Annotated in this window: 23 protein-coding genes; 15 read left to right on the top strand and 8 right to left on the bottom strand. The window is 73.5% G+C overall.

Translation table 11 applies throughout. The features are described from left to right. Positions 1-10 precede the first annotated feature (10 nt). The 4 genes from paaK to PHY01_RS24365 form a co-directional block, all read right to left on the bottom strand. Complete coding sequence (paaK, locus tag PHY01_RS24380; RefSeq protein WP_141282323.1) at positions 11-1336, bottom strand: phenylacetate--CoA ligase PaaK; 1326 nt, start codon at positions 1334-1336, stop codon at positions 11-13. Continuing rightward, positions 1333-3360, bottom strand: a complete 2028-nt coding sequence (paaZ, locus tag PHY01_RS24375; RefSeq protein WP_141282321.1) for a phenylacetic acid degradation bifunctional protein PaaZ — start codon at positions 3358-3360, stop codon at positions 1333-1335. The genes paaK and paaZ overlap by 4 nt, the downstream gene beginning before the upstream one ends. Before the next feature lie 64 nt (positions 3361-3424). Further along, complete coding sequence (locus tag PHY01_RS24370; protein WP_141282319.1) at positions 3425-3868, bottom strand: helix-turn-helix domain-containing protein; 444 nt, start codon at positions 3866-3868, stop codon at positions 3425-3427. After that, positions 3865-4539 carry a hypothetical protein gene (locus PHY01_RS24365; protein WP_141282317.1) on the bottom strand — a complete coding sequence of 225 codons (675 nt, stop codon included), beginning with the start codon at positions 4537-4539 and terminating at the stop codon, positions 3865-3867. Before PHY01_RS24365 ends, PHY01_RS24370 begins: the two co-directional genes overlap by 4 nt. 62 nt (positions 4540-4601) lie before the next feature. On the opposite strand from PHY01_RS24365, the gene PHY01_RS24360 reads away from it, so the two are divergent. From PHY01_RS24360 to PHY01_RS24295, 14 genes are all read left to right on the top strand, one after another. After that, entirely contained in the window at positions 4602-5405 is an 804-nt protein-coding gene (locus tag PHY01_RS24360) for an enoyl-CoA hydratase/isomerase family protein (RefSeq protein ID WP_141282315.1), read from the top strand. Next, positions 5402-5986, top strand: a complete 585-nt coding sequence (locus PHY01_RS24355) for a TetR/AcrR family transcriptional regulator (RefSeq protein WP_141282313.1) — start codon at positions 5402-5404, stop codon at positions 5984-5986. The genes PHY01_RS24360 and PHY01_RS24355 overlap by 4 nt, the downstream gene beginning before the upstream one ends. Continuing rightward, positions 5983-6381 (top strand): GNAT family N-acetyltransferase, encoded by a 399-nt coding sequence (locus tag PHY01_RS24350; RefSeq protein WP_246086128.1) that lies wholly within the window; start codon positions 5983-5985, stop codon positions 6379-6381. The genes PHY01_RS24355 and PHY01_RS24350 overlap by 4 nt, the downstream gene beginning before the upstream one ends. 160 nt (positions 6382-6541) lie before the next feature. Continuing rightward, on the top strand, positions 6542-7465 hold the full coding sequence (gene paaA / locus PHY01_RS24345; protein ID WP_141282348.1) for a 1,2-phenylacetyl-CoA epoxidase subunit PaaA: 924 nt from the start codon (positions 6542-6544) through the stop codon (positions 7463-7465). 35 nt (positions 7466-7500) lie between these two features. Continuing rightward, positions 7501-7824: a 1,2-phenylacetyl-CoA epoxidase subunit PaaB gene (gene paaB, locus PHY01_RS24340; RefSeq protein WP_370467443.1), complete on the top strand. Its 324-nt coding sequence runs from the start codon at positions 7501-7503 to the stop codon at positions 7822-7824. Further along, entirely contained in the window at positions 7821-8711 is an 891-nt protein-coding gene (gene paaC, locus PHY01_RS24335; protein WP_141282309.1) for a 1,2-phenylacetyl-CoA epoxidase subunit PaaC, read from the top strand. Before paaB ends, paaC begins: the two co-directional genes overlap by 4 nt. Continuing rightward, positions 8711-9223 carry a 1,2-phenylacetyl-CoA epoxidase subunit PaaD gene (gene paaD, locus PHY01_RS24330; RefSeq protein ID WP_370467442.1) on the top strand — a complete coding sequence of 171 codons (513 nt, stop codon included), beginning with the start codon at positions 8711-8713 and terminating at the stop codon, positions 9221-9223. The genes paaC and paaD overlap by 1 nt, the downstream gene beginning before the upstream one ends. Beyond that, a complete protein-coding gene (paaE, locus tag PHY01_RS24325; protein WP_141282307.1) occupies positions 9224-10258 on the top strand; it encodes a 1,2-phenylacetyl-CoA epoxidase subunit PaaE in 1035 nt (344 codons plus the stop codon). 57 nt (positions 10259-10315) lie between these two features. Next, positions 10316-11122 (top strand): HalD/BesD family halogenase, encoded by an 807-nt coding sequence (locus PHY01_RS24320; protein WP_174824157.1) that lies wholly within the window; start codon positions 10316-10318, stop codon positions 11120-11122. A 20-nt stretch (positions 11123-11142) separates the two neighbouring features. Next, positions 11143-12879 (top strand): choline/carnitine O-acyltransferase, encoded by a 1737-nt coding sequence (locus PHY01_RS24315; RefSeq protein ID WP_141282305.1) that lies wholly within the window; start codon positions 11143-11145, stop codon positions 12877-12879. Next, on the top strand, positions 12869-13660 hold the full coding sequence (locus PHY01_RS24310; RefSeq protein ID WP_141282303.1) for a hypothetical protein: 792 nt from the start codon (positions 12869-12871) through the stop codon (positions 13658-13660). Before PHY01_RS24315 ends, PHY01_RS24310 begins: the two co-directional genes overlap by 11 nt. A 62-nt stretch (positions 13661-13722) precedes the next feature. After that, positions 13723-15015, top strand: a complete 1293-nt coding sequence (locus PHY01_RS24305; RefSeq protein ID WP_141282301.1) for a GAF domain-containing protein — start codon at positions 13723-13725, stop codon at positions 15013-15015. A 36-nt stretch (positions 15016-15051) separates the two neighbouring features. After that, the gene (locus PHY01_RS24300) at positions 15052-16131 is read left to right on the top strand and encodes a 2,3-butanediol dehydrogenase (RefSeq protein ID WP_141282299.1); all 1080 of its coding nucleotides are present in this window, start codon (positions 15052-15054) and stop codon (positions 16129-16131) included. After that, positions 16128-17924 carry a flavin-containing monooxygenase gene (locus PHY01_RS24295; protein WP_141282297.1) on the top strand — a complete coding sequence of 599 codons (1797 nt, stop codon included), beginning with the start codon at positions 16128-16130 and terminating at the stop codon, positions 17922-17924. Before PHY01_RS24300 ends, PHY01_RS24295 begins: the two co-directional genes overlap by 4 nt. A 125-nt stretch (positions 17925-18049) precedes the next feature. On the opposite strand, the gene PHY01_RS24290 is transcribed toward PHY01_RS24295, so the two are convergent. The 4 genes from PHY01_RS24290 to PHY01_RS24275 are packed head-to-tail and all read right to left on the bottom strand — an operon-like array spanning position 18050 to position 22330. Then, the gene (locus tag PHY01_RS24290; protein ID WP_141282295.1) at positions 18050-18355 is read right to left on the bottom strand and encodes a MoaD/ThiS family protein; all 306 of its coding nucleotides are present in this window, start codon (positions 18353-18355) and stop codon (positions 18050-18052) included. Further along, positions 18352-19467, bottom strand: coding sequence for a WD40/YVTN/BNR-like repeat-containing protein (locus tag PHY01_RS24285; protein ID WP_141282293.1), 1116 nt, complete (start codon positions 19465-19467; stop codon positions 18352-18354). Before PHY01_RS24285 ends, PHY01_RS24290 begins: the two co-directional genes overlap by 4 nt. Positions 19468-19516: 49 nt before the next feature. Continuing rightward, positions 19517-20269, bottom strand: a complete 753-nt coding sequence (locus PHY01_RS24280) for a DinB family protein (RefSeq protein ID WP_141282291.1) — start codon at positions 20267-20269, stop codon at positions 19517-19519. 36 nt (positions 20270-20305) lie between these two features. Continuing rightward, positions 20306-22330 (bottom strand): NAD(+) synthase, encoded by a 2025-nt coding sequence (locus PHY01_RS24275; RefSeq protein WP_141282290.1) that lies wholly within the window; start codon positions 22328-22330, stop codon positions 20306-20308. Positions 22331-22390: 60 nt separating this feature from the next. Between PHY01_RS24275 and PHY01_RS24270 the strand changes: the two genes are divergently transcribed. Next, positions 22391-23221 carry an SDR family NAD(P)-dependent oxidoreductase gene (locus PHY01_RS24270; protein WP_141282288.1) on the top strand — a complete coding sequence of 277 codons (831 nt, stop codon included), beginning with the start codon at positions 22391-22393 and terminating at the stop codon, positions 23219-23221. Positions 23222-23223: the final 2 nt, after the last annotated feature.

The following is a 23223-nucleotide window of genomic DNA, read 5'->3' as shown; positions in this document are numbered from 1 at the left end:
CCGCCGCGGGTCAGCGGGTGCGCTCGTCGTAGAGGCGCTTGAGCTTGCCCACCGAGCGCTCCAGGGTGTCCGGGTCGAGCACCTCGCAGGTGACCGTCACCCCCACGGTGTCCTTGACGGCCGTGACCAGCGCCGCGGCGGCGGTCACCCGGTCGGTGGGGGAGGCGTCGGGGCGGGCCTCCACCCGCACGCCGAGCGCGTCGAGGCGACCCTGCGTCGTCAGGTGCAGCTGGAAGTGCGGCGAGAGGCCCGGCGTCCGCAGCACGATCTCCTCGATCTGGGTCGGGAACACGTTCACCCCGCGCAGGATGATCATGTCGTCGCTGCGGCCGGTGATCTTCTGCATCCGCCGCATGGCCGGGCGGGCGGTGCCGGGCAGCAGGCGGGTGAGGTCGCGGGTGCGGTACCGGATGATCGGCAGCGCCTGTTTGGTCAACGACGTGAACAGCAGCTCGCCCTCGTCGCCGTCGGGGAGCGGGGTGCCGTCGAGGGGGTCGACGACCTCGGGGAGGAAGTGGTCCTCCCACACGTGCAGCCCGTCCTTGGTCTCCACGCACTCCTGCGACACGCCGGGCCCCATCACCTCGGACAGCCCGTAGATGTCGACGGCGTGGATGTCCATCCGGTCCTCGATCTCCAGCCGCATCTGCTCGGTCCACGGCTCGGCGCCGAAGATGCCGACCTTCAGCGTCGAGGAGCGGGGGTCGATGCCCTGGCGCTCGAACTCGTCGATGATCGTGAGCAGGTAGGAGGGCGTGACCATGATGACGTCCGGCTCGAAGTCCATGATCAGCTGGACCTGGCGGGGGGTCATGCCGCCCGAGATCGGGATGGCCGTGGCCCCGAGCCGCTCGATGCCGTAGTGCGCACCGAGGCCGCCGGTGAACAGGCCGTAGCCGTAGGCGTTGTGCACGCGCTGGCCGGGGCGCCCGCCCGCCGCGCGGATCGAGCGGGCGATCAGGCCGGCCCAGTCGTCGATGTCCTGCGCGGTGTAGCCGACGACGGTCGGGCGGCCGGTGGTGCCCGAGCTCGCGTGGATGCGGCGGACCTCGGCCTGCGGGACGGCGAACATCCCGTAGGGGTAGTTGTCGCGCAGGTCGGCCTTCGTCGTCATCGGGAAGTGCGCGATGTCGGCGAGTGACCGGCAGTCCTCGGGCCGCACGCCCGCGGCGTCGAAGGAGCGGCGGTAGTGCGGCACGTTGTCGTAGGCGTGGCGCAGCGTCCACTGCAGGCGGGTGAGCTGCAGCGCGCGCAGCTCGTCGACCGACATCCGCTCGGCGGCGTCGAGGGTCTCCGGGGCGGGGGCGTCGCCGAGGCGCTTCCCGATGGTGGTCATGCCGTCTCCCGCTTCGCGACGAGGGTGAGCACGTCGTAGCGCGCGACGGACTCCCCGTCCTGGCGCGTGACGTCGGCGTCCCAGCGCACCTCGCCGTAGCCGGCGGAGTCGCGGGGGGTGAGCTGCTTGCAGGTGAGGGTGACGGTCAGGGCGTCGCCGAACTTCACCGGCGTGAGGAACCGCAGGCCCTCGACGCCGAAGTTGGCGAGCACCGGGCCCGGGTCGGGGTCGACGAACAGGCCGGCGGCGAGGGAGACGATCAGGTAGCCGTGCGCCACCCGCTCGCCGAACAGCGGGTTGGCCGCGGCGGCCTCGGCGTCCATGTGGGCGTAGAAGGTGTCGCCGGTGAACTCGGCGAAGTGCTCCACGTCCTCCTGGGTGACGACCCGCGGCCCGGCGACGAGCGTGTCGCCCGGCCTGAGCTCCTCGAGATGCTTGCGGAACGGGTGGACGTCGGACTCGTGGCGCTGCGCGCCGGTGACCCAGCGGCCGGTGATCGCGGCGAGGGTGTCCGGGTCGCCCTGGATCGCGGTGCGCTGCATGTGGTGCAGCACCCCGCGGATGCCACCCATCTCCTCGCCGCCGCCCGCGCGCCCCGGGCCGCCGTGCACGAGCTGCGGCAGCGGGGAGCCGTGGCCGGTGGACTCCTTCGCGTCGCGGGCGTTGAGCACCAGTAGTCGCCCGTGCCACGGGGCGACCCCGAGCACGACCTCGCGGGCCCACGCGGGGTCGGCGGTGACGATCGAGCCGGCGAGGCTGCCCTGGCCGCGGGCGGCGAAGTCGATCAGCTGCTCGGTGTCGTCGTAGGGGAGGATCGTCGAGACCGGCCCGAACGCCTCCACCTCGTGCGGCTCGGTTCGCTCCGGGTCGCCGACCAGCAGGATCGGGGAGACGAAGGCCCCGCGGTCGGCGTCGGCGCCCACGACCTCGACGCGGTCGGGGTCGCCGAAGACGATGCGCCCGGCGTCGGCGAGGGCCTTGACGCTGCGTCGCACCTCCTCGCGCTGCTCCAGGCTCGCGAGCGCACCCATCCGGCCCGTCGCGGGGTCGCCGACGGTCACCTTCGCCAGCCGGGCCGAGGCCGCCTCGACCACGGCGTCGACGTGCTCGGCCGGCACGAACGCGCGCCGGATCGCGGTGCACTTCTGGCCCGCCTTCACCGTCATCTCGGTGGTCAGGCCCTTCACGAAGAGATCGAACTCGTCGGTGCCGGGGACGGCGTCGGGGCCCAGCGCGGACAGGTTGAGCGAGTCGGCCTCGGCGGAGAACCGCACCGAGTTCCGGACGATCACCGGGTGCGCGCGCAGGGTCTGCGCGGTGGACGCGGAGCCGGTGAACGAGACGAGGTCCTGGCCGGTGAGGTGGTCGAACATGTCACCGACCGAGCCCGCGACGAACTGCCACGTGCCCTCGGGCAGCAGCCCGGAGTCGACGATGAGCTCCGTGAGCCGCGCGGTGAGGAACGCGGTCGGGCTGGCCGGCTTGACGATGCTCGGCACCCCGGCGAGGAACGCGGGTGCGAACTTCTCCAGCGGCCCCCAGACCGGGAAGTTGAACGCGTTGACCTGCACCGCGACGCCGTGCAACGGGGTGCAGACGTGCTGGCCGAGGAACGTGCCGCCCCGGCCCAGCGGCTCGACGGCGCCGTCGACGTAGACCGTGTCGTTGGGTAGCTCGCGCCTGGCCTTGGAGGCGTAGGCGAGCAGGACGCCGATGCCGCCGTCGACGTCGAACTTCGAGTCGCCGAGCGTGGCGCCGGTCCGTGCCGAGACGGCGTAGAGCTCGTCGCGGTGCTCGCGCAGGTGCCCGCCGAGTGCCTTGAGCAGCGCGGCGCGCTGGTGGAAGGTCAGCTCGCGCAGGGCGGGCCCGCCGACGCGGCGCCCGTGCTCCAGCACCGCGGCCATGTCGATGCCGTCCGAGGAGATCCGCGCGACCTCCTCCCCGGTGACGGCGTCGTGCAGGGGTCGCCCGTCGGCGGGGGCGTGCCAGCCGCCCCGGACGTAGCTGCGCAGGACAGGTGCCATCGCTGGAGACCCTCTCGCTCTACCGACCGTTCGTTCGGGTGCGGACGCTAGCACGGGAGTGCGGTCACCGACAGGGTTCGCCGCGCGCGACCCGGCGCATCCGCACGAGCATCGCCGCCGACGGGGTGACCGAGCCGCCGACATAGGTCGACAGCCGGGAGGCCGACGTGCCGATCGAGCGGGCGAATTCGGCGCGGGTCAGGCCGGACTCCCCGACGAGGGCGGCGATCTCGGCCGCGACCTCGGCCCGCTCACGTTCGTCGGCATGGGCCCGGGCCGAGGTGAGGACGTCGTCCATCAGCTCGGCGACCCCGTACGGCCGCACGGCGGCCAGCGCCCCTTCGATGCGGCGGGCGACCGGACCCCACGGGTCGGCGCGCACGGCCGTGGCGAGTCGGCGCCAGTGTGAGAGCCCACCGCGTTCGAGTGCGGTCAGCACCGCCTCGGTCGGCCAGCCCTCGACCGGCCCGTCGGGGTCGGCGTCGACGTTGCGGAAGGCGAGGCTCACGGAGTCGCCTCCAGCATCGCGGCGGCCACGGAACGGCAGGTGCGGACGACCTCGTCCCAGTCGTGCCACCGAGTCGTGAGGTTCTTGTAGGTGCGCAGCTCGCGCGTCGTCGGGACGTCGGCGGGACGGGGGTCGGCCAGCTGGCGCGCCACCTGGGAGGCCACGCCGTCGCCGCCGCGGTGCTGGTCGGCGTAGAAGTCGTCGATGCGGGCCAGGGTGGCGCCCGCCTCGGTGATGCCGAACCGGTCGGCGAGGGCGGCGATGTCGAGATAATCGCGGGTCTGGTTGCGGCGGACGGCGAGGAAGGCCTTGACGCGCAGCGTCTCCTCCGGTGTGGGCACCGTGAGCGTGTGTCCGGAGGGGAGTTCGACCCGTGCGACCTCCAGGGGCGTGCGCCGGATCAGCTGCCTGACGCCGGTCTCGATCCCTCCCAGCTCACCGAGGATGATCTTGCCGTAGGCGACCCGGTTGGTGACCCAGCCGTCCTGGGACTCGACGGCCTCCAGTACGGCGTCGAACCGGGCGGCGAGGTCGGCGAGGACATGGTCGTGGTCGAACGAGTCGCGGTGCCCGGCGTAGAAGGCCGCGGCCGACCCACCGACCAGTACGGCGTCCGGAACGAGTCCCTGGAGTCGGGCGGCGGACTCCAGGACGTCGGCGAGTACGACCACCGACGAAGTTTATCACAAGTGATACGACGCACCGATCGTTCGGTCGGCGCTACGCTGCCCGCGTGACCGATGCCCCCGCCGTCCTGCTCGCCCGCGACGACGTCGACCCGGCCGTCGCCGTCCTCACGCTCAACCGGCCCGCGCGCTACAACGCGCTGACCGTCGAGCTGAAGACCGCGCTGCTGGCCGCCGTCCGGGAGCTGGCCGCCGCCGACGACGTCCGCGCGCTGGTGATCACCGGGTCCGGCAGGGCGTTCTGCGTGGGGCAGGACCTGGGCGAGCATGCCGAGGCCCTGCGCGCCGACGCGGCCAGCGCCTTCGACACCGTCACCGAGCACTACAACCCCATCGTGCTGGGGCTGGCCGACCTGCCGTTCCCGGTGGTCGCCGCGATCAACGGCCCCTGCGTCGGCGCCGGGCTCGGCTTCGCGATGACCTGCGACCTGCGGATCGCCGCCGCCGGGCTGAAGTTCTCCACCGCCTTCGTCGGGATCGGGCTGACGGCCGACTCGGGCCTGTCGGCGAGCCTCGCGCACGCTGTCGGGGTCCCCCGGGCGAAGGAGCTGCTGCTGCTCAACGAGACCTTCACCGCCGAGGACGCCGCGAACTGGGGTCTCGTGCGGTCCGTCGTCCCGGCCGAGGAGGTGCTGCCCGCCGCGCTGGAGCTCGCCCGCAGGCTCGCCGCGGGGCCCACGAAGGCGTACGCGGAGGTCAAGCGCGGGGTGCACCTGGGCGCGGTGAGCGACCTGCCCACGGTCCTGGCGGAGGAGGGTGCGGCGCAGGCCCGGCTCGCGGTCACGCAGGACCACGTGTCCGCCGTCGACGCGTTCCTGGGCAAGCGCACGCCGGAGTTCCGGGGCCGATGACGAACGCCGCGCGGGCCCGCAGGCCCAGTCACGGGCCGGGGTCGCTGCTGGAGGTCGCGGTCACCGAGTTCAACACCCGCGGCTACGACGCCACCTCGATGGAGGACCTCTCCCGGGCCGCCGGCATCACCAAGTCGTCGTTCTACCACCACTTCGCGGGCAAGGAGGCGCTGCTGCGGGCGGCGCTGGAGCGGGCCATCGACGGCCTGTTCACCGTCCTGGACTCCGACGGCGCCCGCACCGGCAGCCCGCTCACCCGGCTGCGGCACATCGTCCGCGGGCAGGTGGAGGTGCTGGTCGCCGAGCTGCCCTACGTCACCCTGCTGCTGCGCGTGCGGGGCAACACCGAGAGCGAGCGGTGGGCGCTGGAGCGCCGCCGCGAGTTCGACGGCCGGATCGCCGCGCTGGTCCGCGAGGCCGTCGAGGCGGGGGAGATCCGGGTCGGCGTGGAGCCCGCGCTGGCCGCGCGGCTGCTGTCCGGGCTGGTCAACTCGGTGGTCGAGTGGGCGCGCCCGGGCCCGTCGACGCTGCCCGACGACGTGGCGCGGGCCGCGTTCGAGGGCATCCTGCCCGCGCGGTGATCACCTATCGGGAGCGCTGCCCCGTCGACGACGTGGCGCTGTCCCAGCTGCACGCCGCCGCCTTCGGCGAGAACGCGCGGCTGGTCGCGTGGGGCGCGCGGCTGGCGCGGCACAGCCTGAGCTGGTTCGGCGCGTTCGACGGCGAGCGGCTCGTCGGGTTCGTCAACCTCGCCTGGGACGGCGACCGCCACGCCTTCCTGCTCGACACCGTGGTCGCGCCGCCGCACCGGGGGCGCGGCATCGGCCGGGAGCTGGTGGCGCGGGCCCGGCGCGCGGCGGCCGACGCGGGCTGCACCTGGCTGCACGTCGACTTCGCCGAGGCGCTCACCCCGTTCTACCGGGACGCCTGCGGAATGCCCCCGACGGCGGCGGGCCTGGTCCGCCTGCACCGCTGACGCCCACGGCTCGGGCACCGTCGGTCGGGCGAACGGCACTCTCGTCCGACCGGTGCGGCCCGGCGCGCCGCGAGAGACGGGCCCGCGTCTTGCGTCGCGTGGGCCGGTGCGGCATCCTGGTCCCGAACGAACATTCGGTAGGAGGCGCCCCGTGGACGACATGGAAGCCCGGTTCGACGCGACGATCGCCGCGGACCAGCGGATCGAGCCCCGGGACTGGATGCCCGAGGCGTACCGGAGGACGCTGATCCGCCAGATCGCGCAGCACGCGCACTCGGAGATCATCGGCATGCAGCCGGAGGGCAACTGGATCCTGCGGGCCCCCACGCTGCGGCGGAAGGCGATCCTGCTGGCCAAGGTGCAGGACGAGGCCGGGCACGGCATGTACCTCTACGCCGCGGCCGAGACGCTCGGCGTCGACCGCGAGGAGCTCACCGAGAAGCTGATCGAGTCGAAGCAGAAGTACTCCTCGATCTTCAACTACCCGACGCTGAGCTACGCCGACATCGGCGTCATCGGCTGGCTCGTCGACGGCGCCGCGATCTGCAACCAGGTGCCGCTGTGCCGCTGCTCCTACGGCCCCTACGCGCGGGCGATGATCCGCATCTGCAAGGAGGAGTCGTTCCACCAGCGGCAGGGCTACGAGCTGCTGCTGGCGATGGTCAACGGCACCGACGCGCAGCGCGAGATGGTGCAGGAGTCGGTGAACCGCTGGTGGTGGCCGTCGCTGATGATGTTCGGCCCGCCCGACGACGACTCGCCCAACTCGGCGCAGTCGATGAAGTGGGGCATCAAGCGGCACACCAACGACGAGCTGCGCCAGCGCTTCGTCGACATGTCGGTGCCGCAGGCGCAGGCGCTGGGCGTCACGTTCCCGGACCCCGCGCTGGCGTGGAACCCCGAACGGCAGTCCTACGACTACGGCGAGCCGGACTGGGACGAGTTCAAGGCCGTCATCGCCGGGTCCGGCCCGGCCAACGCCCAGCGGGTGGCGCACCGCCGCGCCGCCCACGAGAACGGCGCGTGGGTGCGCGAGGCCGCGCAGGCCTACGCCGACAAGCAGAAGGCGCGGGTCGCGGCATGAGCGACGGGTTCACCGCCGAGGGCGGTCACGGCGCCGTGCCGACGGCCGGGGTCGAGACCGGCGAGGGGAAGCCGAAGCGCCGGTCGTGGCCGCTCTACGAGGTGTTCGTGCGCGGCAAGCGCGGCCTCAACCACGTCCACGTCGGCTCGCTGCACGCCGCCGACGACGAGATGGCGCTGCACAACGCGCGCGACGTCTACACGCGGCGCAACGAGGGCGTCAGCATCTGGGTCGTGAAGGCCGACGACATCCGCGCGTCGAGCCCCGACGAGAAGGACGCGTTCTTCGACCCGGCGGGCGACAAGGTCTACCGGCACCCGACGTTCTACGCCATCCCCGAGGACGTGCCGCACCTGTGAACGAGCAGAACGCGTACCAGTCCCTGGCCGAGACCACCGACCACGACGACCCGCGCTGGGCGTTCGGCACCGGGATCGTCGAGGAGGCGGGTGCGGAGATCACCTCGCCGGTGCCCGACGGCGTCGACCCGGCCGATCTCGCCGCCTACTGCCTGATGCTCGGCGACGACGCGCTGGTCTACAGCCACCGGCTGTCGGAGTGGGTCAGCAACGCCCCCGAGCTGGAGGAGGAGGTGGCGCTGGCCAACACCGCGCTCGACCTCCTCGGCCAGGCCCGGGTGCTGCTCGCCCGCGCCGGGCACCTGACGGGCGGCGACGAGGACTCCCTCGCCTACCGGCGCACCGACGCGGAGTTCCGCAACGTCGCGCTGGCCGAGCTGTCCGACGGCCTCGACTTCGCCCGGTGCGTCGGCCGGATGCTGATCTTCTCGTCCTGGCGGCTCGCGCTGCTGCACCGGCTGCTCGGCTCGGCCGACCCGGTGATCGCCGCGGTGGCGGGCAAGGGCGTCAAGGAGCTGACCTACCACCGCGACTACGCCGCCCGCTGGACCCTGCGCCTCGGCGACGGCACCGACGAGTCGCACGTGCGCATGCAGGCCGCGCTCGACGCGCTGTGGCCCTACGTCGGCGAGCTGTTCCGCACCTCCGACGAGGAGCGCCGGCTGGTCGGGGCCGGGGTGGCGGTGGATCCGGCGCAGACCCGCGAGGAGGTCGACGCCGTGCTGGACCAGGTGCTCGCGCAGGCCACCCTGACCCGCCCGGACAAGCCGTCCATCGGCACCATCGGGGGCCGCAGCGGCCGGCAGGGCGTGCACACCGAGCACCTCGGCCACGCGCTCGCCGAGATGCAGAGCCTGGCCCGCCAGCACCCGGACACACAGTGGTGATCTCCAGGGCGGGGGCGACCCCGGTGCGCGCCCGGGAGGCGGTGGCCGCCGTCGTCGACCCGGAGATGCCGATGCTCACGCTGGAGGACCTGGGCGTCATCCGGTGGGTCGACGTGGACGGCGACGCCGTGACCGTCACGATCACCCCCACCTACTCCGGCTGCCCCGCGATCGAGGAGATGCGCGCCGACGTGCGCGGGACGCTCGCCGACGCCGGGTTCGCGCGGGTCGAGGTGCGCACGGTGTTCTCGCCGCCGTGGAGCACCGACTGGATCTCCGCCGACGGCCTGCGCAAGCTCGCCGAGGCCGGCATCGCCCCGCCCGGGAGGGTCGGGCCCCGGGCGGCCGGGCCGATCCCGTTGACGCTGACCCCGCCGTCGCAGGCGGTGCGCTGCCCGCAGTGCGGCGCCGCGGCCACCGAGGAGATCTCCCGCTTCGGCCCCACCGCGTGCACCGCGCTGCGCCGCTGCCCGGCCTGCCGGGAGCCGTTCGAGCACATGAAGGAGCTGTAGGTGTTCCACACGCTGCGGGTCGCGGGCGTCGACCGGCTCTGCGACGACGCCGTGGCCGTCACCTTCGACGTCCCCGACGACGTGGCCGACCGCTACGCGTTCCGCCCCGGCCAGTTCCTCACCCTCAAGCAGGGCGACGAGCGCCGCTCGTACTCGATCTGCTCCCCGGCCGGCGCCCCGCCGCGGGTCGGGGTCCGGCGCGTCACCGGCGGGCGGTTCTCGGAGTGGCTGGTCGACCGGGTGGCCCCGGGCGACGAGATCGAGGTCGGGGTGCCGGCCGGCTCGTTCACCCCGGACCTGGAGCCGGGCACGCACCACGGCCTGGTCGCGGCCGGGTCCGGGATCACGCCGGTGCTCTCCATCGCGGCGTCGGTGCTGGCCGCCCACGACGACACCCGCGTCACGCTGCTCTACGGCAACCGCCGCACCGACACCGTGATGTTCACCGAGGAGATCGCCGACCTCAAGGACCGCTACGGCCCGCGGCTGCACCTGCTGCACGTGCTCTCGCGCGAACCCACCGAGGCCGACATCTTCAACGGCCGCCTCGACGCCGAGCGGATGCGCACGCTGTTCGGCGCGCTGATCGACGTCGGGGACGTGGACCACTGGTGGCTGTGCGGCCCGCTCGGGATGACCGAGGACGCCGTCGCCGTGCTGAGCGGGCTCGACGTCGGGCGGGGCCGGGTGCACCGCGAGCTGTTCTACGTCGACGAGCCCCCGCCCGAGCCGCGCCGCGCGGAGGAGGAGCCGGGGGAGGGCAGCGAGGTCACGGTCGTCCTGAACGGCCGCGCCACCCAGCTCACGCTGCCGCGGGACGTGCCGGTCCTCGACGCCGCACAGCGGGTCCGCGGCGACCTCCCGTTCGCCTGCAAGGGCGGGGTGTGCGGCACGTGCCGCGCGCGCGTCACCGAGGGCGAGGTGACGATGCGGCGCAACTTCGCGCTGGAGGACGACGAGGTGGCGGCGGGCTACGTCCTGACCTGCCAGACGCTGCCGGTGTCGGAGAGGGTCACGGTCGACTTCGACTCCTGACCGCGATCTCGCGCACATCCCTTCCTCCCCCGCCCGTCGCCGGGTTTGGATGGGCCCATGCTGCTGATCGACGACGACGTCGACCTGGCCGGGATCGTGACGAGGGTGCGGGCCGACCTCGCCCGCGACGGCTGCTCGGTGGTGCCCGACTTCGTCCGCCCGGAGCACCGGGAGGCCCTGCGGGCCGACGGCGCGGCGGCGGCGCCGGGCGCCTACGTCGACGTCGAGACGGTGAACGTCTACAACACCGCCCCCGACCCGACGCTGCCGCCCGACCACCCCGCCCACCGCACCGTCGAGCGCGGCAACGCCTTCGTCGCCCGCGACGCCCTGCCCGCGGGCGCGATCATCGAGCGGCTCTACACCGACCCGCGCTTCGTCCGGTTCGTCGCCGACTGCTTCGGCCTCCCGCAGGTGCACCCGCTGGCCGACCCGCTGTCCGGGCTCGTGCTCAACGTCGTGGAGCCCGGCCGCAGCCACCCGTGGCACTTCGACACCAACGAGTTCACCGTCAGCATGCTCACCCAGGAGCCCGAGGGCGGCGGGGTCTTCGAGTACTGCCCGAACATCCGCTCGGCCCACGCCGAGAACGTCGACGACGTGCGCGCGGCACTGGACGGCACGCATCCGTCCCGGCGCCTCGCGCTGCGACCCGGCGACCTCCAGCTGTTCGCCGGCCGCTACTCGCTGCACCGCGTCACGACCGTGACGGGCACCACGGCGCGCCACTCGGCGATCTTCGCCTACAGCCAACGGCCCGGCGTGGTGGGTACGGTCGCCCGGACACAGCAGCTGTTCGGCCGCGTCACCCCCGCCCACCGTGCGGCCGAGGCCCGCGTGCGGGTCGACCAGCTCATGGACTGAGAAAGATCGAGGACGACGACGTGCCGACCTTTTCCCACGAGGACGAGCTCCCCCGGGTCCCGCTGCCGACGCTGCAGGAGACCGCCGACCGGTTCCTCGCCTGGAGCGCGCCGCTGCTCACCGCCGACGAGCTGGCCGAGACCGAGGCGGCCGTCGCCGAGCTGCTGGCGCCCGGCTCGCCCGCGCACGCCCTGCACGCCGACCTCGTCGCCTACGACGCCCGGCCCGACGTCGCGAGCTGGCTCGACGAGTTCTGGCGCGACCGCTACCTGGGCCGCCGCGACCGCATCGCGCTCAACGCCAACTTCTTCTTCCTGTTCCAGGACTCCCCGCTGGGGCAGGTCGAACGCGCCGCGCAGCTCACGGCGTCCACGGTCGCGTTCAAGGCCACCATCGACGACGAGACGCTCCCGGCCGCCGAGCAGCGCGGGCGCCCGCTGTCGATGCACCAGAACCGGTTCCTGTTCTCCGCCACCCGCATCCCCGGCGACCCCCGCGACACCTCCCGCAACCCCTACTCGCCGGAGTGGCCCGGCCCGTCGCGGGAGCGGCACGTCGTGGTGCTGCACCGCGGCGCGCTGGTCCGGCTCGACGTGATCGACCCCGACGGCCGCCCGTACACCGCCGAGGAGCTCGCCGCGGCCCTGCGGGAGGTGCTCCGGGAGGGCCCCGGCGACGGGGTCGGCGCGCTCACCAGCAAGGCCCGCGCGGAGTGGGCCGCGAGCCGTGCCGCGCTGATCGACGCCGGCAACGCCGAGGTGCTCGACGAGCTGGAGCGCGCGCTGTTCTGCGTCGTCCTGGAGGACGGCACCCCGGAGAGCCCGCTCGCCGCGGCCGACCGGCTGCTGCACGGCGACGCGGCGAACCGCTGGTTCGACAAGGCCGTCTCGCTCGTGGTCTTCGCCGACGGTCGCGCCGGGATCAACGGCGAGCACTGCAACCTCGACGGCACCACGATCGTCGCCTACCTGGACGCGATCCTGACCGCCGAGCCGACCACCGGCGGCGACGCCGTGCCGGCGACGCGGCGGCTGGAGTTCGTCCTCGACGACGCCCTGCGCGCCGACATCGCCGACGCCCGCGCCGCGTTCGCCGACTACGCCGCCGCCGTGGCCACGCGCACGCTGTCGGTCGACTTCGACGCCGAGCGCGCGAAGGCGCTCAAGTGCTCGCCGGACGCGTTCGCGCAGCTGGCCTTCCAGCTCACCCACCAGCGGGCCAAGGGCCACCTCGGCGCCACCTACGAGTCGATCGCCACCCGCGCGTTCCGGCACGGGCGCACCGAGGCGATGCGGGTCGTCACCCCGGAGGTGGTGGCGTTCGTCGCCGCGATGGAGGACCCCGCGGCCGACGCGCACACCCGCCGGGAGGCGTTCCGGGCCGCCGCCGACGCGCACGTCGCCCGGGCGAAGGAGTGCCAGGCGGGGCAGGCGCCCGAACAGCACCTGTGGGAGCTGCAGCTGCGCCAGAAGCGCCAGGGCGGCGGCGAGCCGATGGCCGTGTTCGACTCCCCGGCCTGGCGGATCGTGCGCGACGACTACCTGAGCACGAGCGCCGTCCCGTCGGCCAACATCCAGTACTTCGGCTTCGGCTCGACCAGCGAGAAGTGCATCGGCGTCGGCTACGCCATGCTCCCCGACCGCTTCGACCTGTACCTGAGCACCCCGGCCACGGTCGCCGAGCAGATGGCGGTGTTCGCGCGCGAGCTGCCCGCCGTCGTCCGCGAGCTGGAGGCACTGCTCACCGATGGGGGATGACGGCACGCTCACCGGCGAGCAGAAGGCCGACTTCTCCGACGTCTACGGCCGGCGGGACCCGCGGGGGTACTTCCGCACGCTGATCCCGCTGGGGTACCAGGTGCCCCAGCGGGCGCGGCCGGTCGTCGAGTCGGTGCTGGAGGAGCATCCGGGCACGGTGCTCGACGTCTGCTGCTCGTACGGCATCAACGCCGCGCTGCTGCGCCACGACGTCGACCTGGACGAGCTCGGCGCGCACGCCGTCGCGGCCACCCGGGCGGAGCTGACCCCGGAGCAGGTGATCGCCGAGGACACCGCGTGGTTCGCCGCCCGCCGTCGCCCGTCGCCGCCCCGGGTGCTGGGTCTCGACGTCTCGGGCCCCGCGATCGACTACGCCGTCGCCACCGGGCTGATGGCCGCCGGATGGGCGGAGGACCTGGAGGCCGGGGACCCGTCGGGCTCGCTGGTCGACGGGCTGGCCGAGGTCTCGCTGGTGCTGTGCACCGGCGGGGTCGGCTACGTCGGCCCGGCCACGTTCGACCGGATCCTCACCCACGCGCCGAACGCCTGGGTGCTGGCGTTCGTCCTGCGGGTGTTCCCCTACGACGACGTCGCCCGCGCGCTCGCCGGGCACGGCCTGGTCACCGAGAAGCTGCCCGGGACCCATCCCCAACGCCGCTTCGCCGACACCGCCGAGGCCGAGGCCGCCGTGCACGACGTGCGGCTGCTCGGGCTCGACCCGGCGGGCCGGGAGGCCGACGGCTGGTTCCACGCGGAGGCGTACCTCAGCCGTCCCCGCTGAGCGCCCGCCGCATCCGTGTCCGAGCGGCCGGCCGGCGGCTATGGTGCCTAGCGGGAAGCCTGATGCGGGAGGTGGCCGTGGACGAAGGGGTCTGCGCGGTCAGACCGGGTGTCGACGTGGCCCGGCACGCCCGGATGCTCGCGCGCGTCCACGACGCGCTGCTCTCCGGCGAGCGGCTGCCCGCCGACCCGCGGGGCATGGTGGCGCGTTCCTGGCGCCGGGTCCGTGCGCAGGGCGTCAACCCCGACCTGGGCGACCCGCCCGACCTCATGGGCGCCGACCGGGTGGAGGCCCGCCGGGCCGCGAGCCCGCTGCAGCGGGTGCTGCCGGAGCTGCGGGCCGCGCTCACCTCCGTGGCCGAGGACGCCCGCCACATCATGGTCGTCACCGACGCCGACGGGGTGCTGCTCTGGCGCGAGGGCTCCACGGCGGTGCGGCACCGGGCCGACCGCCTCGGCTTCACCGAGGGGGCCGACTGGTCGGAGGGCGTGGTCGGCAGCAACGGCATCGGCACGGCGATCGCCGAGGCCACGCCGGTGCAGATGTTCGCGGCCGAGCACTTCGTGCGCAGCCACCACGTCTGGACCTGCACCGCCTGCCCCGTGCACGACCCCCGCACCGGCGAGCTGCTCGGCGTCGTCGACGTCAGCGGCCCGGCCGAGACCGTGCACCCCACCACCGTCGCGCTCGTCGGCACGGCGGTGAAGCTGGCCGAGGCCAGCCTGTGGCGCCACCACGAGGGACGGCTGGAGATGCTGCGCAACGTCGCGGCGCCGCTGCTGGTGTCGCTGCGCGGGCCCGGGCTGGTCGTCGACGAGCACGGGTGGGTCGCCGCCGTCGCGGGCATGCCCGCCGTCGACCGGATCGCGGTGCCGCGCTCGGGCCGTCCGATCGCGATCCACGGGGTCGGCGTGTGCGTGCCGGAACCGGTGCCGGGCGGGTGGCTGCTGCGCGTCGACAGCGCCGAGCCGATCCGGCTCGAGCTCGACCTCGCGCAGCGCCCGCCCCGCGCGATCGTCGACGGCGCCAACCGGTGGGTGCACCCGCTGTCGACCCGGCACGCCGAGCTGCTGGTGCTGCTCGCCGGTGCGGGCGCGGCCGGAATGGACGCCGGCGCGCTGTCGGCGGCGCTCTACGGCGACCGCGAGCACCTGGTGACGGTGCGTGCGGAGATGTCGCGGCTGCGCCGCTCGCTCGGCGGCCTGCTGCTGGCCCGGCCCTACCGGATCGCCCCCGAGGTCGACGTCGTCGTGCCCGACCTCGGCGTGCTGCGGGGGTCGGCGGCGCCCGGCATCCGGCGCCTCGCCGCGTGCAACCCGGCTGCAACGGTTGCCCCGGCGGCGCCGACGGGATGAGGTGGGTCACACCGCCGACGAGGACGGAGACCCCGCGTGAAGGCAGCCCGGTTCCACGGTCCCGGAGACATCCGGATCGACGACGTCCCCGAACCCCGGGTCGGCCCGGGCCAGGTCGAGGTCACCGTCGACTGGTGCGGCATCTGCGGCACCGACCTGCACGAATACCTCGAAGGCCCGATCTTCATCCCGCCGAAGGGCTCGCCGCACCCGATCACCGGCGCCGAGGTGCCGGTCGTCATGGGCCACGAGTTCGCCGGGGTGGTCTCCGCGACCGGCTCCGGCGTCACCGGCGTGGCGGAGGGCGACCGGGTCGCCGTCGAGCCGTACTACGTCTGCGGCGAGTGCCCGGCGTGCGTCTCCGGGCGCTACAACATCTGCCGCAAGCTCGGGTTCGTCGGGCTGGCCGGTGACCAGGGCGGGTTCGCCGAGAAGTGCGTCGTCGACCAGCGCTGGGTGCACCCGCTCGGCGACCTGCCCACCGACATCGGCGCGCTCGTCGAGCCGCTCGCCGTCGGCTACCACGCCGTGCGGCTGTCCGGGATCCGCGAGGGCGGCACGGCCGCGGTGTTCGGGTCCGGCCCGATCGGGCTGGTCACGACGTCGGTGCTGAAGGCCGCCGGGGCCAGGGTGGTCGTCGTCGAGCCGGCCGCCGCGCGGAAGGCGAAGGCGCACACCGCCGGCGCCGACGTCGTGCTGGACCCGTCGGAGACCGACGTCCCCGACGCGATCCGCGACCTCACCGGGGGCGCGGGCGCCGACGTCGCGTTCGAGTGCGCGGGGATCGACCGGGTGCTCGCCTCGGCCGTCGGGTCGGTGCGGCCCGGGGGCACGGTCGTCAACGTCGCGATCTGGGGGCACGTGCCGCAGCTCGCGATGAACGACCTCGTGCTCTCGGAGATCACCGTCGTCGGCTCGCTGGCCTACTGCGGCGACCACGCCGACACCATCGCGCTGCTGCGCGACGGCCGGGTCGACGCCGCGCCGTTCATCACCGGGCGGATCGGGCTCGACGCGCTGGTCGACGGCGGATTCCGCGAGCTGATCGACAACAAGGAGGAGAACGTGAAGATCCTCGTCTCCCCGAGGAACCTGACAGCAGAAGGAGCAGCATGACGTCCACGATCGACCGCACCGACGCCGCCGTCCGCGTCGACGAATGGCTGGGCGCGTTCCAGGACGCCCTCACCGCCGGTGACGCCGACGCCGCGGCGGCCCTGTTCGGGGAGGGCAGCTTCTGGCGCGACCTGGTGGCGTTCACCTGGAACATCACCACCGTCGAGGGCCCCGAGGGCGTGGCGGACCTGCTCCGCAACACCGACGCGGGCGCCACCGACTTCCGCACGACCGAGGAGCCGGCCGAGGCCGACGGCGTCACCACGGCGTGGATCGCCTTCGACACCGCCGTCGGGCGCGGCAGCGGGCTGCTGCGGCTCACCGCCGACGGCAAGGCGTTCACGTTCCTCACCACGCTCGACGAGCTCAAGGGCCACGAGGAGCCGTCCAACACCCGCCGTCCGATGGGCACCGAGCACGGCGCCAACCCGGACCGCGTCACGTGGAAGGAGCGCCGCGAGGCCGAGGCCGCCGAGCTGGGCTACACGACCCAGCCCGACGTCGTGATCATCGGCGGCGGGCAGGGCGGCATCGCGCTCGGGGCGCGGCTGCGCCAGCTCGGCATCCCGACGATCATCGTGGAGCGCAACGAGCGGCCCGGTGACTCCTGGCGCAAGCGCTACAAGAGCCTCGCCCTGCACGACCCGGTCTGGTACGACCACCTGCCCTACATCGACTTCCCGAAGAACTGGCCGGTGTTCTCGCCGAAGGACAAGGTCGGCGACTGGCTGGAGATGTACGCCAAGGTCATGGAGCTCAACTACTGGGGCTCCACCACGGCGAAGTCGGCGCAGCGCAGCGGCGACGGCTGGGAGGTCGTGGTCGACCGCGCGGGCGAGGAGGTGACGCTCAGGCCGAAGCACGTCGTCATCGCGCTGGGGGTGTCCGGCAAGCCGAACGTCCCGGTCGTCCCCGGCCAGGACGTGTTCCAGGGCGACCAGCAGCACAGCTCGCAGCACCCCGGCCCGGACGCCTACACGGGCAAGAAGGCCGTGGTCGTCGGCTCGAACAACTCCGCCCACGACATCTGCGCGGCGCTGTGGGAGGCCGGGGCGGACGTCACGATGGTGCAGCGGTCCTCCACGCACATCGTGCGCTCGGACTCGCTGATGGAGATCGGCCTCGGGGACCTGTACTCCGAGCGTGCGGTGGCGTCCGGCATGACCACCTTCAAGGCCGACACGATCTTCGCGTCGCTGCCGTACAGGATCATGAACCAGTTCCAGAAGCCGGTGTACGACGCGATCCGCGAGCAGGACGCCGAGTACTACGCCGCGCTGGAGCGGGCCGGGTTCCGGCTCGACTTCGGCGACGACGACTCCGGGCTGTTCATGAAGTACCTGCGCCGCGGGTCGGGCTACTACATCGACGTCGGCGCGTCCGAGCTCGTCGCGAACGGCAGCATCAAGCTCGCGCACGGGCAGGTCACGGAGCTGACCGAGAAGCAGGTCGTGCTCGCCGACGGCACCCGCCTCGACGCCGACCTCGTCGTCTGGGCCACCGGGTACGGCTCGATGAACGGCATCGCCGCCGACATCGTCGGGCAGGAGGTCGCCGACCAGCTCGGCAAGGTCTGGGGGCTGGGCAGCGACACCACCAAGGACCCCGGTCCCTGGGAGGGCGAGCAGCGCAACATGTGGAAGCCCACCAACGTCGAGAACCTGTGGGTGCACGGCGGCAACCTGCACCAGAGCCGCTACTACTCGCTCTACCTCGCGCTGCAGCTCAAGGCCCGGCTGGAGGGGATCCCGACGCCGGTCTACAAGCTGCAGGAGGTGCACCACACCTCGTAGCGGGTGGCCCGCTCGCCCCGTCGGGGGGTGGGCGGGCGGGCTACGCGCACCCTCCGGCCCCGCGCGCACCGTCGACGGTGCGCGCGGGGCCGTTCGGTGCGCGCGGGGGTGGGCCGGCTCCCGGCTCAGCCCCCGGCCATCGCCCCGACGACGAGCAGCGGCTCGGCGCCGCGGGCGACGGCGTCGGGCAGCGGGTCGCCGGGCGGGGCGTGCGACAGGTCCTCCTCGCAGGCGAAGAACCGCACGAACGCCCGGCGCCGGCCGGTGGTGTGGTCGCGCACGGCCCCGCGCAGCACGGGGTGCCGGGCCTCCAGGGCGTCGAGGACCGCGGCGAGGGTGACCGCGCCCTCGACGTCGAGCCGCACCTCGCCGTCGACCCGCGCGAGCCGGCGCAAGTGGGTGGGCAGCTTGACCCGGACCGCGGCCGTCACGGCAGCGTCTGCACGGTCACCGACAGCACCGCCGGCAGGTCCCGCACGATCGGTGCCCAGTTCTCGCCCGCGTCCGGTGAGGCGTAGACCTGCCCGCCGGTCGTGCCGAAGTAGACGCCGCAGGTGTCCAGGGAGTCGACGGCCATCGCGTCGCGCAGCACGTCGACGTAGCAGTGCTGCTGCGGCAGGCCACGCGTCAGCGGTTCCCACTCGTGCCCGCCGGTGCGGCTGCGGTACACCCGCAGCCTCCCCTCGGGCGGGAAGTGCTCGGCGTCGCTGGTGATCGGCAGGACGAACACGGTGTCGGGCTCGTGGGCGTGCACGTCGACGACGAACCCGAAGTCCGTGGGGAGGTTGCCGCCGATGTCGTACCAGTTGCGGCCGAAGTCGTCGGACCGCATGACGTCCCAGTGCTTCTGCATGTAGACGGTCTCGGGCCGGTCGGGGTGCAGCGCCAGCTTGTGCACGCAGTGCCCCACCTCGGCGTCGGGGTCGGGGATGCCGTCGCTGACCAGGCCGCGGTTGGCCGGCTGCCAGGACTTGCCGCCGTCCTCGGTGCGGAACACCCCGGCCGCGGAGATGGCGACGAGCATCCGGGCCTCGTCGCGCGGGTCGGGCAGGATCGTGTGCAGGCACATACCGCCCGCGCCCGGCTGCCAGTGCGGGCCCGAGCCGTGCTCGCGCAGGCCGGGCAGCTCGCTCCAGGTGCCGCCGCCGTCGACGGAGCGGAACAGCGCGGCGTCCTCGATCCCGGCGAGCACGGTGTCCGGGTCGGTGGCCGAGGGGGAGAGGTGCCAGACCCGCGCGAACTCCCACGGGTGCGGCGTGCCGTCGTACCACTGGTGGGTGCCGGGCACCGTCGCGTAGGTGAACTCGTTGCCGACCGCGTCCCAGGTGCGCCCGCCGTCGTCGGAGCGCTGGATCTGCTGGCCGAACCAGCCCCCGGACTGCGACGCCCAGATCCGGTCGGGATCCGCGGGCGAGCCCGCCACGTGGTAGATCTCCCAGCCCGGGAAGAACGGCCCGTCCACCGTCCAGTCCCGGCGCGCCCCGTCCGCGGTCAGGACGAACGCGCCCTTGCGCGTGCCGACGAGTACCCGTACTCCGGTCATGCGACCTCCTCGGTTGTGTACGGGGTAGGACGCCCGGCACGTCCGGAACTCATCGCCGCGCGAGCACCGCCAGGTCCCGTTCGGCGAAGCGGCGGTGCTCGCACTCCTCGTTCATGATCACGCGCAGGCAGTCGCGGACCGGGCGTGGGCGGTCGGGGTCACCGATCCAGGGCGAGCCCTCGCAGACCCGGTCCAGGTCGTCGTCGGTGAGGCCGTCGAGCAGGTCCCGGACCAGCGCCACCCGGCCCGCCCGCACCTCCAGCACCTCCGCGTACGACGGCCGCGCGTCCAGGTCGAGGCCGGCCGCGACGGCGTCGGCGGTCTCGAAGTCGGTGGGGACCAGGCCGAGCGGGTGGTACGGGTCGGCCTTCTCCATGACCATCCGACCGGCCCAGCAGTCGGTGGCGCAGACCAGGTGGCGCAGCGTCTCGACGAAGGACCACTCGCCGTCGACGCGCTCGTGGAGGGCGGCCTCGGGCAGTCGCCCGGCCCGTTCGAGGGTCTGCGCCCACAGCCGTTCGAGCAGCGCCCATGCCGCGCGGTGCTCGTCGGCGGTCCGCATCGCGCGCAGCGGCACCCGCTCGGGATGGCGCCGGTCGAGCTCGCCCGCCACGTACTCCGTGACGTCGACGTCCTCGACGAGCAGCCGGCCGAACAGGCCGGAGACGGACAGCCCGTCCAGGAAGGCCCCGGTGATCCGGACCCCGCTCAGGTCGCAGTCGTGGAAGGAGGCCCCGGACAGGTCGGACCGGGTGAACCGCGCGCCGCGGAACGCCTCGGTGCGGTCGTGGTCGCTCGACATCGGGCCATCCTGGCCGCTGCGGCCCGCATCGTCACCTCACGTGTCGGGCACCTCGCGGCGGATCTCCTCGACCCAGATCCGCGCCGACATGTCCGAGGGCGCGCGCCAGTCGCCGCGGGGCGACAGCGATCCGCCGCCGGACACCTTGGGGCCGTTGGGCAGCGCCGAGCGCTTGAACTGGCTGAAGCCGAAGAACCGCTGTGCGAAGACCTCCAGCCACCGCCGGATCTCGCCCAGGTCGTAGGCGACGCGCTTGTCCTGCGGCAGCCCGGGGGGCCAGTCGCCGAGGTCGGCGTCGTGCCAGGCGTGCCAGGCCAGGAACGCGATCTTCGAGGGCCGCATGCCGTGGCGCAGGACGTGGTAGAGCGAGAAGTCCTGCAGCGCGTACGGGCCGATGGTCGCCTCGCTGCTCTGCACGTCCTCGCCGGGCACGAGCTCGGGGGTGATCTCGGTGTCGAGGACGTCGAGCAGGGTCGCCGACACCTCGTCGTCGAACAGACCGGTGGCCGCCACCCAGCGGATCAGGTGCTGGATCTGGGTCTTGGGCACACCGCCGTTGACGTTGTAGTGCGACATCTGGTCGCCGACGCCGTAGGTCGACCACCCCAGCGCCAGCTCCGAGAGGTCGCCGGTGCCGAGCACGATGCCGCCGCGCTGGTTGGCCGCGCGGAACAGGTAGTCGGTGCGCAGCCCGGCCTGCACGTTCTCGAAGGTCACGTCGTAGACGGGCTCGCCGTCGCTGAACGGGTGCCCGAGGTTCTCCAGCATCAGCGCCGCCGTCGGCCGGATGTCGATCTCCTCGAAGGTCACGCCGAGTGCCTCGGACAGCCGGACCGCGTTGCCCTTCGTCCGGTCGCCGGTGGCGAACCCGGGGAGGGTGAAGGCCAGGATGTCGGAGCGTGGTCGCCGCTCCCGGTCCATCGCGCGGGCCGCGACGATCAGGGCGTGGGTGGAGTCGAGCCCGCCCGACACCCCGATGACGACCTTCGGCCGCCCGATCGCGCGCAGCCGCTGCTCCAGCCCGGAGACCTGGATGTTGTAGGCCTCGAAGCAGTCCTGCTCCAGGCGCGCGGGGTCCGAGGGGACGAACGGGAAGCGCTCGACCTCCCGTCGCAGCCCGATGTCGCCCGCGGGTGGTGCGAGTTCGAACGACACCGTCCGGAACTCGGGGGCGTGGTGGCGGCGGTTGTCGTCGAAGGTGCCCGTGCGCAGGCGCTCGGCGCGCAGCAGGTCGAGGTCGACGTCGGCCACCGAGCGGCGCGGACCGATCGGGAAGCGCTCGGTCTCGGCGAGCAGCCGCCCGTTCTCGTAGATCATGGTCTGGCCGTCCCACGCGAGGTCGGTCGTGGACTCGCCCTCGCCCGCGGCCGCGTAGGCGTAGGCGGCCAGGCAGCGGGCCGACGCCGAGCGCGCGAGCAGCTTGCGGTCGTCGGCGCGGCCCACGGTGATCGGGCTGCCGGAGAGGTTGACGATCACGGTGGCGCCCGCGAGCGCCGCCTCCGCGCTCGGTGGCACCGGCACCCACATGTCCTCGCAGACCTCGGCGTGCAGCACGAGGCCGGGTACGTCGCCGGCGGCGAACAGCAGGTCCGGCCCGATCGGCACGTCGATGCCGCCGAGCCGGATCGTGCCGCGGACGTCGTCGCCGGGGGCCGTCTGGCGTTTCTCGTAGAACTCCCGATACGTCGGGAGATAGGACTTGGGGGCGACGCCGAGCACCCGCCCGCGGTGCACCACGACCGCGCAGTTGAGGATGCGGTGCCGGTGCCGCAGCGGGGCGCCGACGACCAGCACCGGCAGCAGCCCCGCCGATCCGGCGACGACCTCGGCCAGCGCGCGCTCCACCTCGTCGAGCAGGACGTCCTGCATGACGACGTCGTCGAGCGAGTAGCCCGAGAGCGTCAGCTCGGGGAACACGGCCACGCCGACGCCCTCGTCGTGGCAGGCGCGGGCGGACTCCAGCACCGCGCGGGCATTGGCGGGCGGGTCGGCGAGGGTGGTGCGCAGCGTGCAGGCGGCCACGCGGACGAAGCCGTGGCGGTAGGCGGAGCGGAAGTCCACGATCCCCAGTCTGCCCCATCCCCTGGCTTGTTACTCGCGGGTAGGACATGATGTCGGACCATGAGTGACTTCGCGGGACGCGTCGCCGTGGTGACCGGGGCGGGATCGGGTATCGGGCGGGCGCTGGCCCAGGACCTCGCGCGGCGCGGGGCCCGGCTGGCGCTGTCCGACGTCGACAAGGACGGGCTGGCGGAGACCGTCGGCTCACTGGCCACATCGGGAGGGGCGGCCGCCGAGGTGCGCAGCGACGCACTCGACGTCACCGACCGGGCGGCCGTGCTGGCCTACGCCGACGAGGTGGTCAGGCAGTTCGGGCGCGTCAACCAGGTCTACAACAACGCCGGGATCGCGTTCGCGGGCAACATCCTCACCTCGGAGTTCGAGGAGATCGAGCGGGTCGTCGACATCGACTTCTGGGGCGTGGTGAACGGGACGAAGGCGTTCCTGCCGCACCTGATCAACTCCGGCGACGGGCACGTCGTCAACATCTCCAGCCTGTTCGGCCTGCTCGCGGTGCCCAGCCAGAGCGCCTACAACGCGGCCAAGTTCGCCGTCCGCGGGTTCACCGAGTCGTTGCGCCAGGAGATGCTGGTGGCGGGCTACCCGGTGCAGGTCACCTGCGTGCACCCCGGCGGGATCAAGACCGGCATCGCCCGCAACGCCGCGCGCGGCAAGGGCTTCGAGGACGGCGCCGCGATGGAGCGCTTCGACCGGCAGATGCTGCGGATGAGCCCGGAGAAGGCCGCCGAGGTCATCCTCGCGGGCGTGCGGCGCAACCGGGCCCGCGTGCTCGTCGGCAACGACGCCAAGGTCCTCGACGCGCTGGTGCGCCTGCTCGGCTCGGCCTACCAGCGCCCGTTCTCGATGGCCGCGGGGCGCACACTGCGCTAGGG

Source organism: Pseudonocardia hydrocarbonoxydans (genome assembly GCF_006539565.1).
In the GTDB taxonomy this organism is placed as follows: Bacteria; Actinomycetota; Actinomycetes; order Mycobacteriales; family Pseudonocardiaceae; genus Pseudonocardia; species Pseudonocardia hydrocarbonoxydans.
The sequence above is the reverse complement of the archived record's forward strand: the minus strand, read 5'-3'. Positions and strand labels throughout refer to the sequence as shown.

What these genes read in the sequence shown, in the direction of transcription:
- paaK (WP_141282323.1), bottom strand. Translation starts at nt 1,336, where the DNA reads ATGACCACCATCGGGAAGCGCCTCGGCGACGCCCCCGCCCCGGAGACC.
- paaZ (WP_141282321.1), bottom strand. Translation starts at nt 3,360, where the DNA reads ATGGCACCTGTCCTGCGCAGCTACGTCCGGGGCGGCTGGCACGCCCCC.
- PHY01_RS24355 (WP_141282313.1), top strand. Translation starts at nt 5,402, where the DNA reads ATGACGAACGCCGCGCGGGCCCGCAGGCCCAGTCACGGGCCGGGGTCG.
- paaA (WP_141282348.1), top strand. Translation starts at nt 6,542, where the DNA reads ATGGAAGCCCGGTTCGACGCGACGATCGCCGCGGACCAGCGGATCGAG.
- PHY01_RS24320 (WP_174824157.1), top strand. Translation starts at nt 10,316, where the DNA reads ATGCTGCTGATCGACGACGACGTCGACCTGGCCGGGATCGTGACGAGG.
- PHY01_RS24310 (WP_141282303.1), top strand. Translation starts at nt 12,869, where the DNA reads ATGGGGGATGACGGCACGCTCACCGGCGAGCAGAAGGCCGACTTCTCC.
- PHY01_RS24305 (WP_141282301.1), top strand. Translation starts at nt 13,723, where the DNA reads ATGCGGGAGGTGGCCGTGGACGAAGGGGTCTGCGCGGTCAGACCGGGT.
- PHY01_RS24295 (WP_141282297.1), top strand. Translation starts at nt 16,128, where the DNA reads ATGACGTCCACGATCGACCGCACCGACGCCGCCGTCCGCGTCGACGAA.
- PHY01_RS24285 (WP_141282293.1), bottom strand. Translation starts at nt 19,467, where the DNA reads ATGACCGGAGTACGGGTACTCGTCGGCACGCGCAAGGGCGCGTTCGTC.
- PHY01_RS24280 (WP_141282291.1), bottom strand. Translation starts at nt 20,269, where the DNA reads ATGTCGAGCGACCACGACCGCACCGAGGCGTTCCGCGGCGCGCGGTTC.
- PHY01_RS24270 (WP_141282288.1), top strand. Translation starts at nt 22,391, where the DNA reads ATGAGTGACTTCGCGGGACGCGTCGCCGTGGTGACCGGGGCGGGATCG.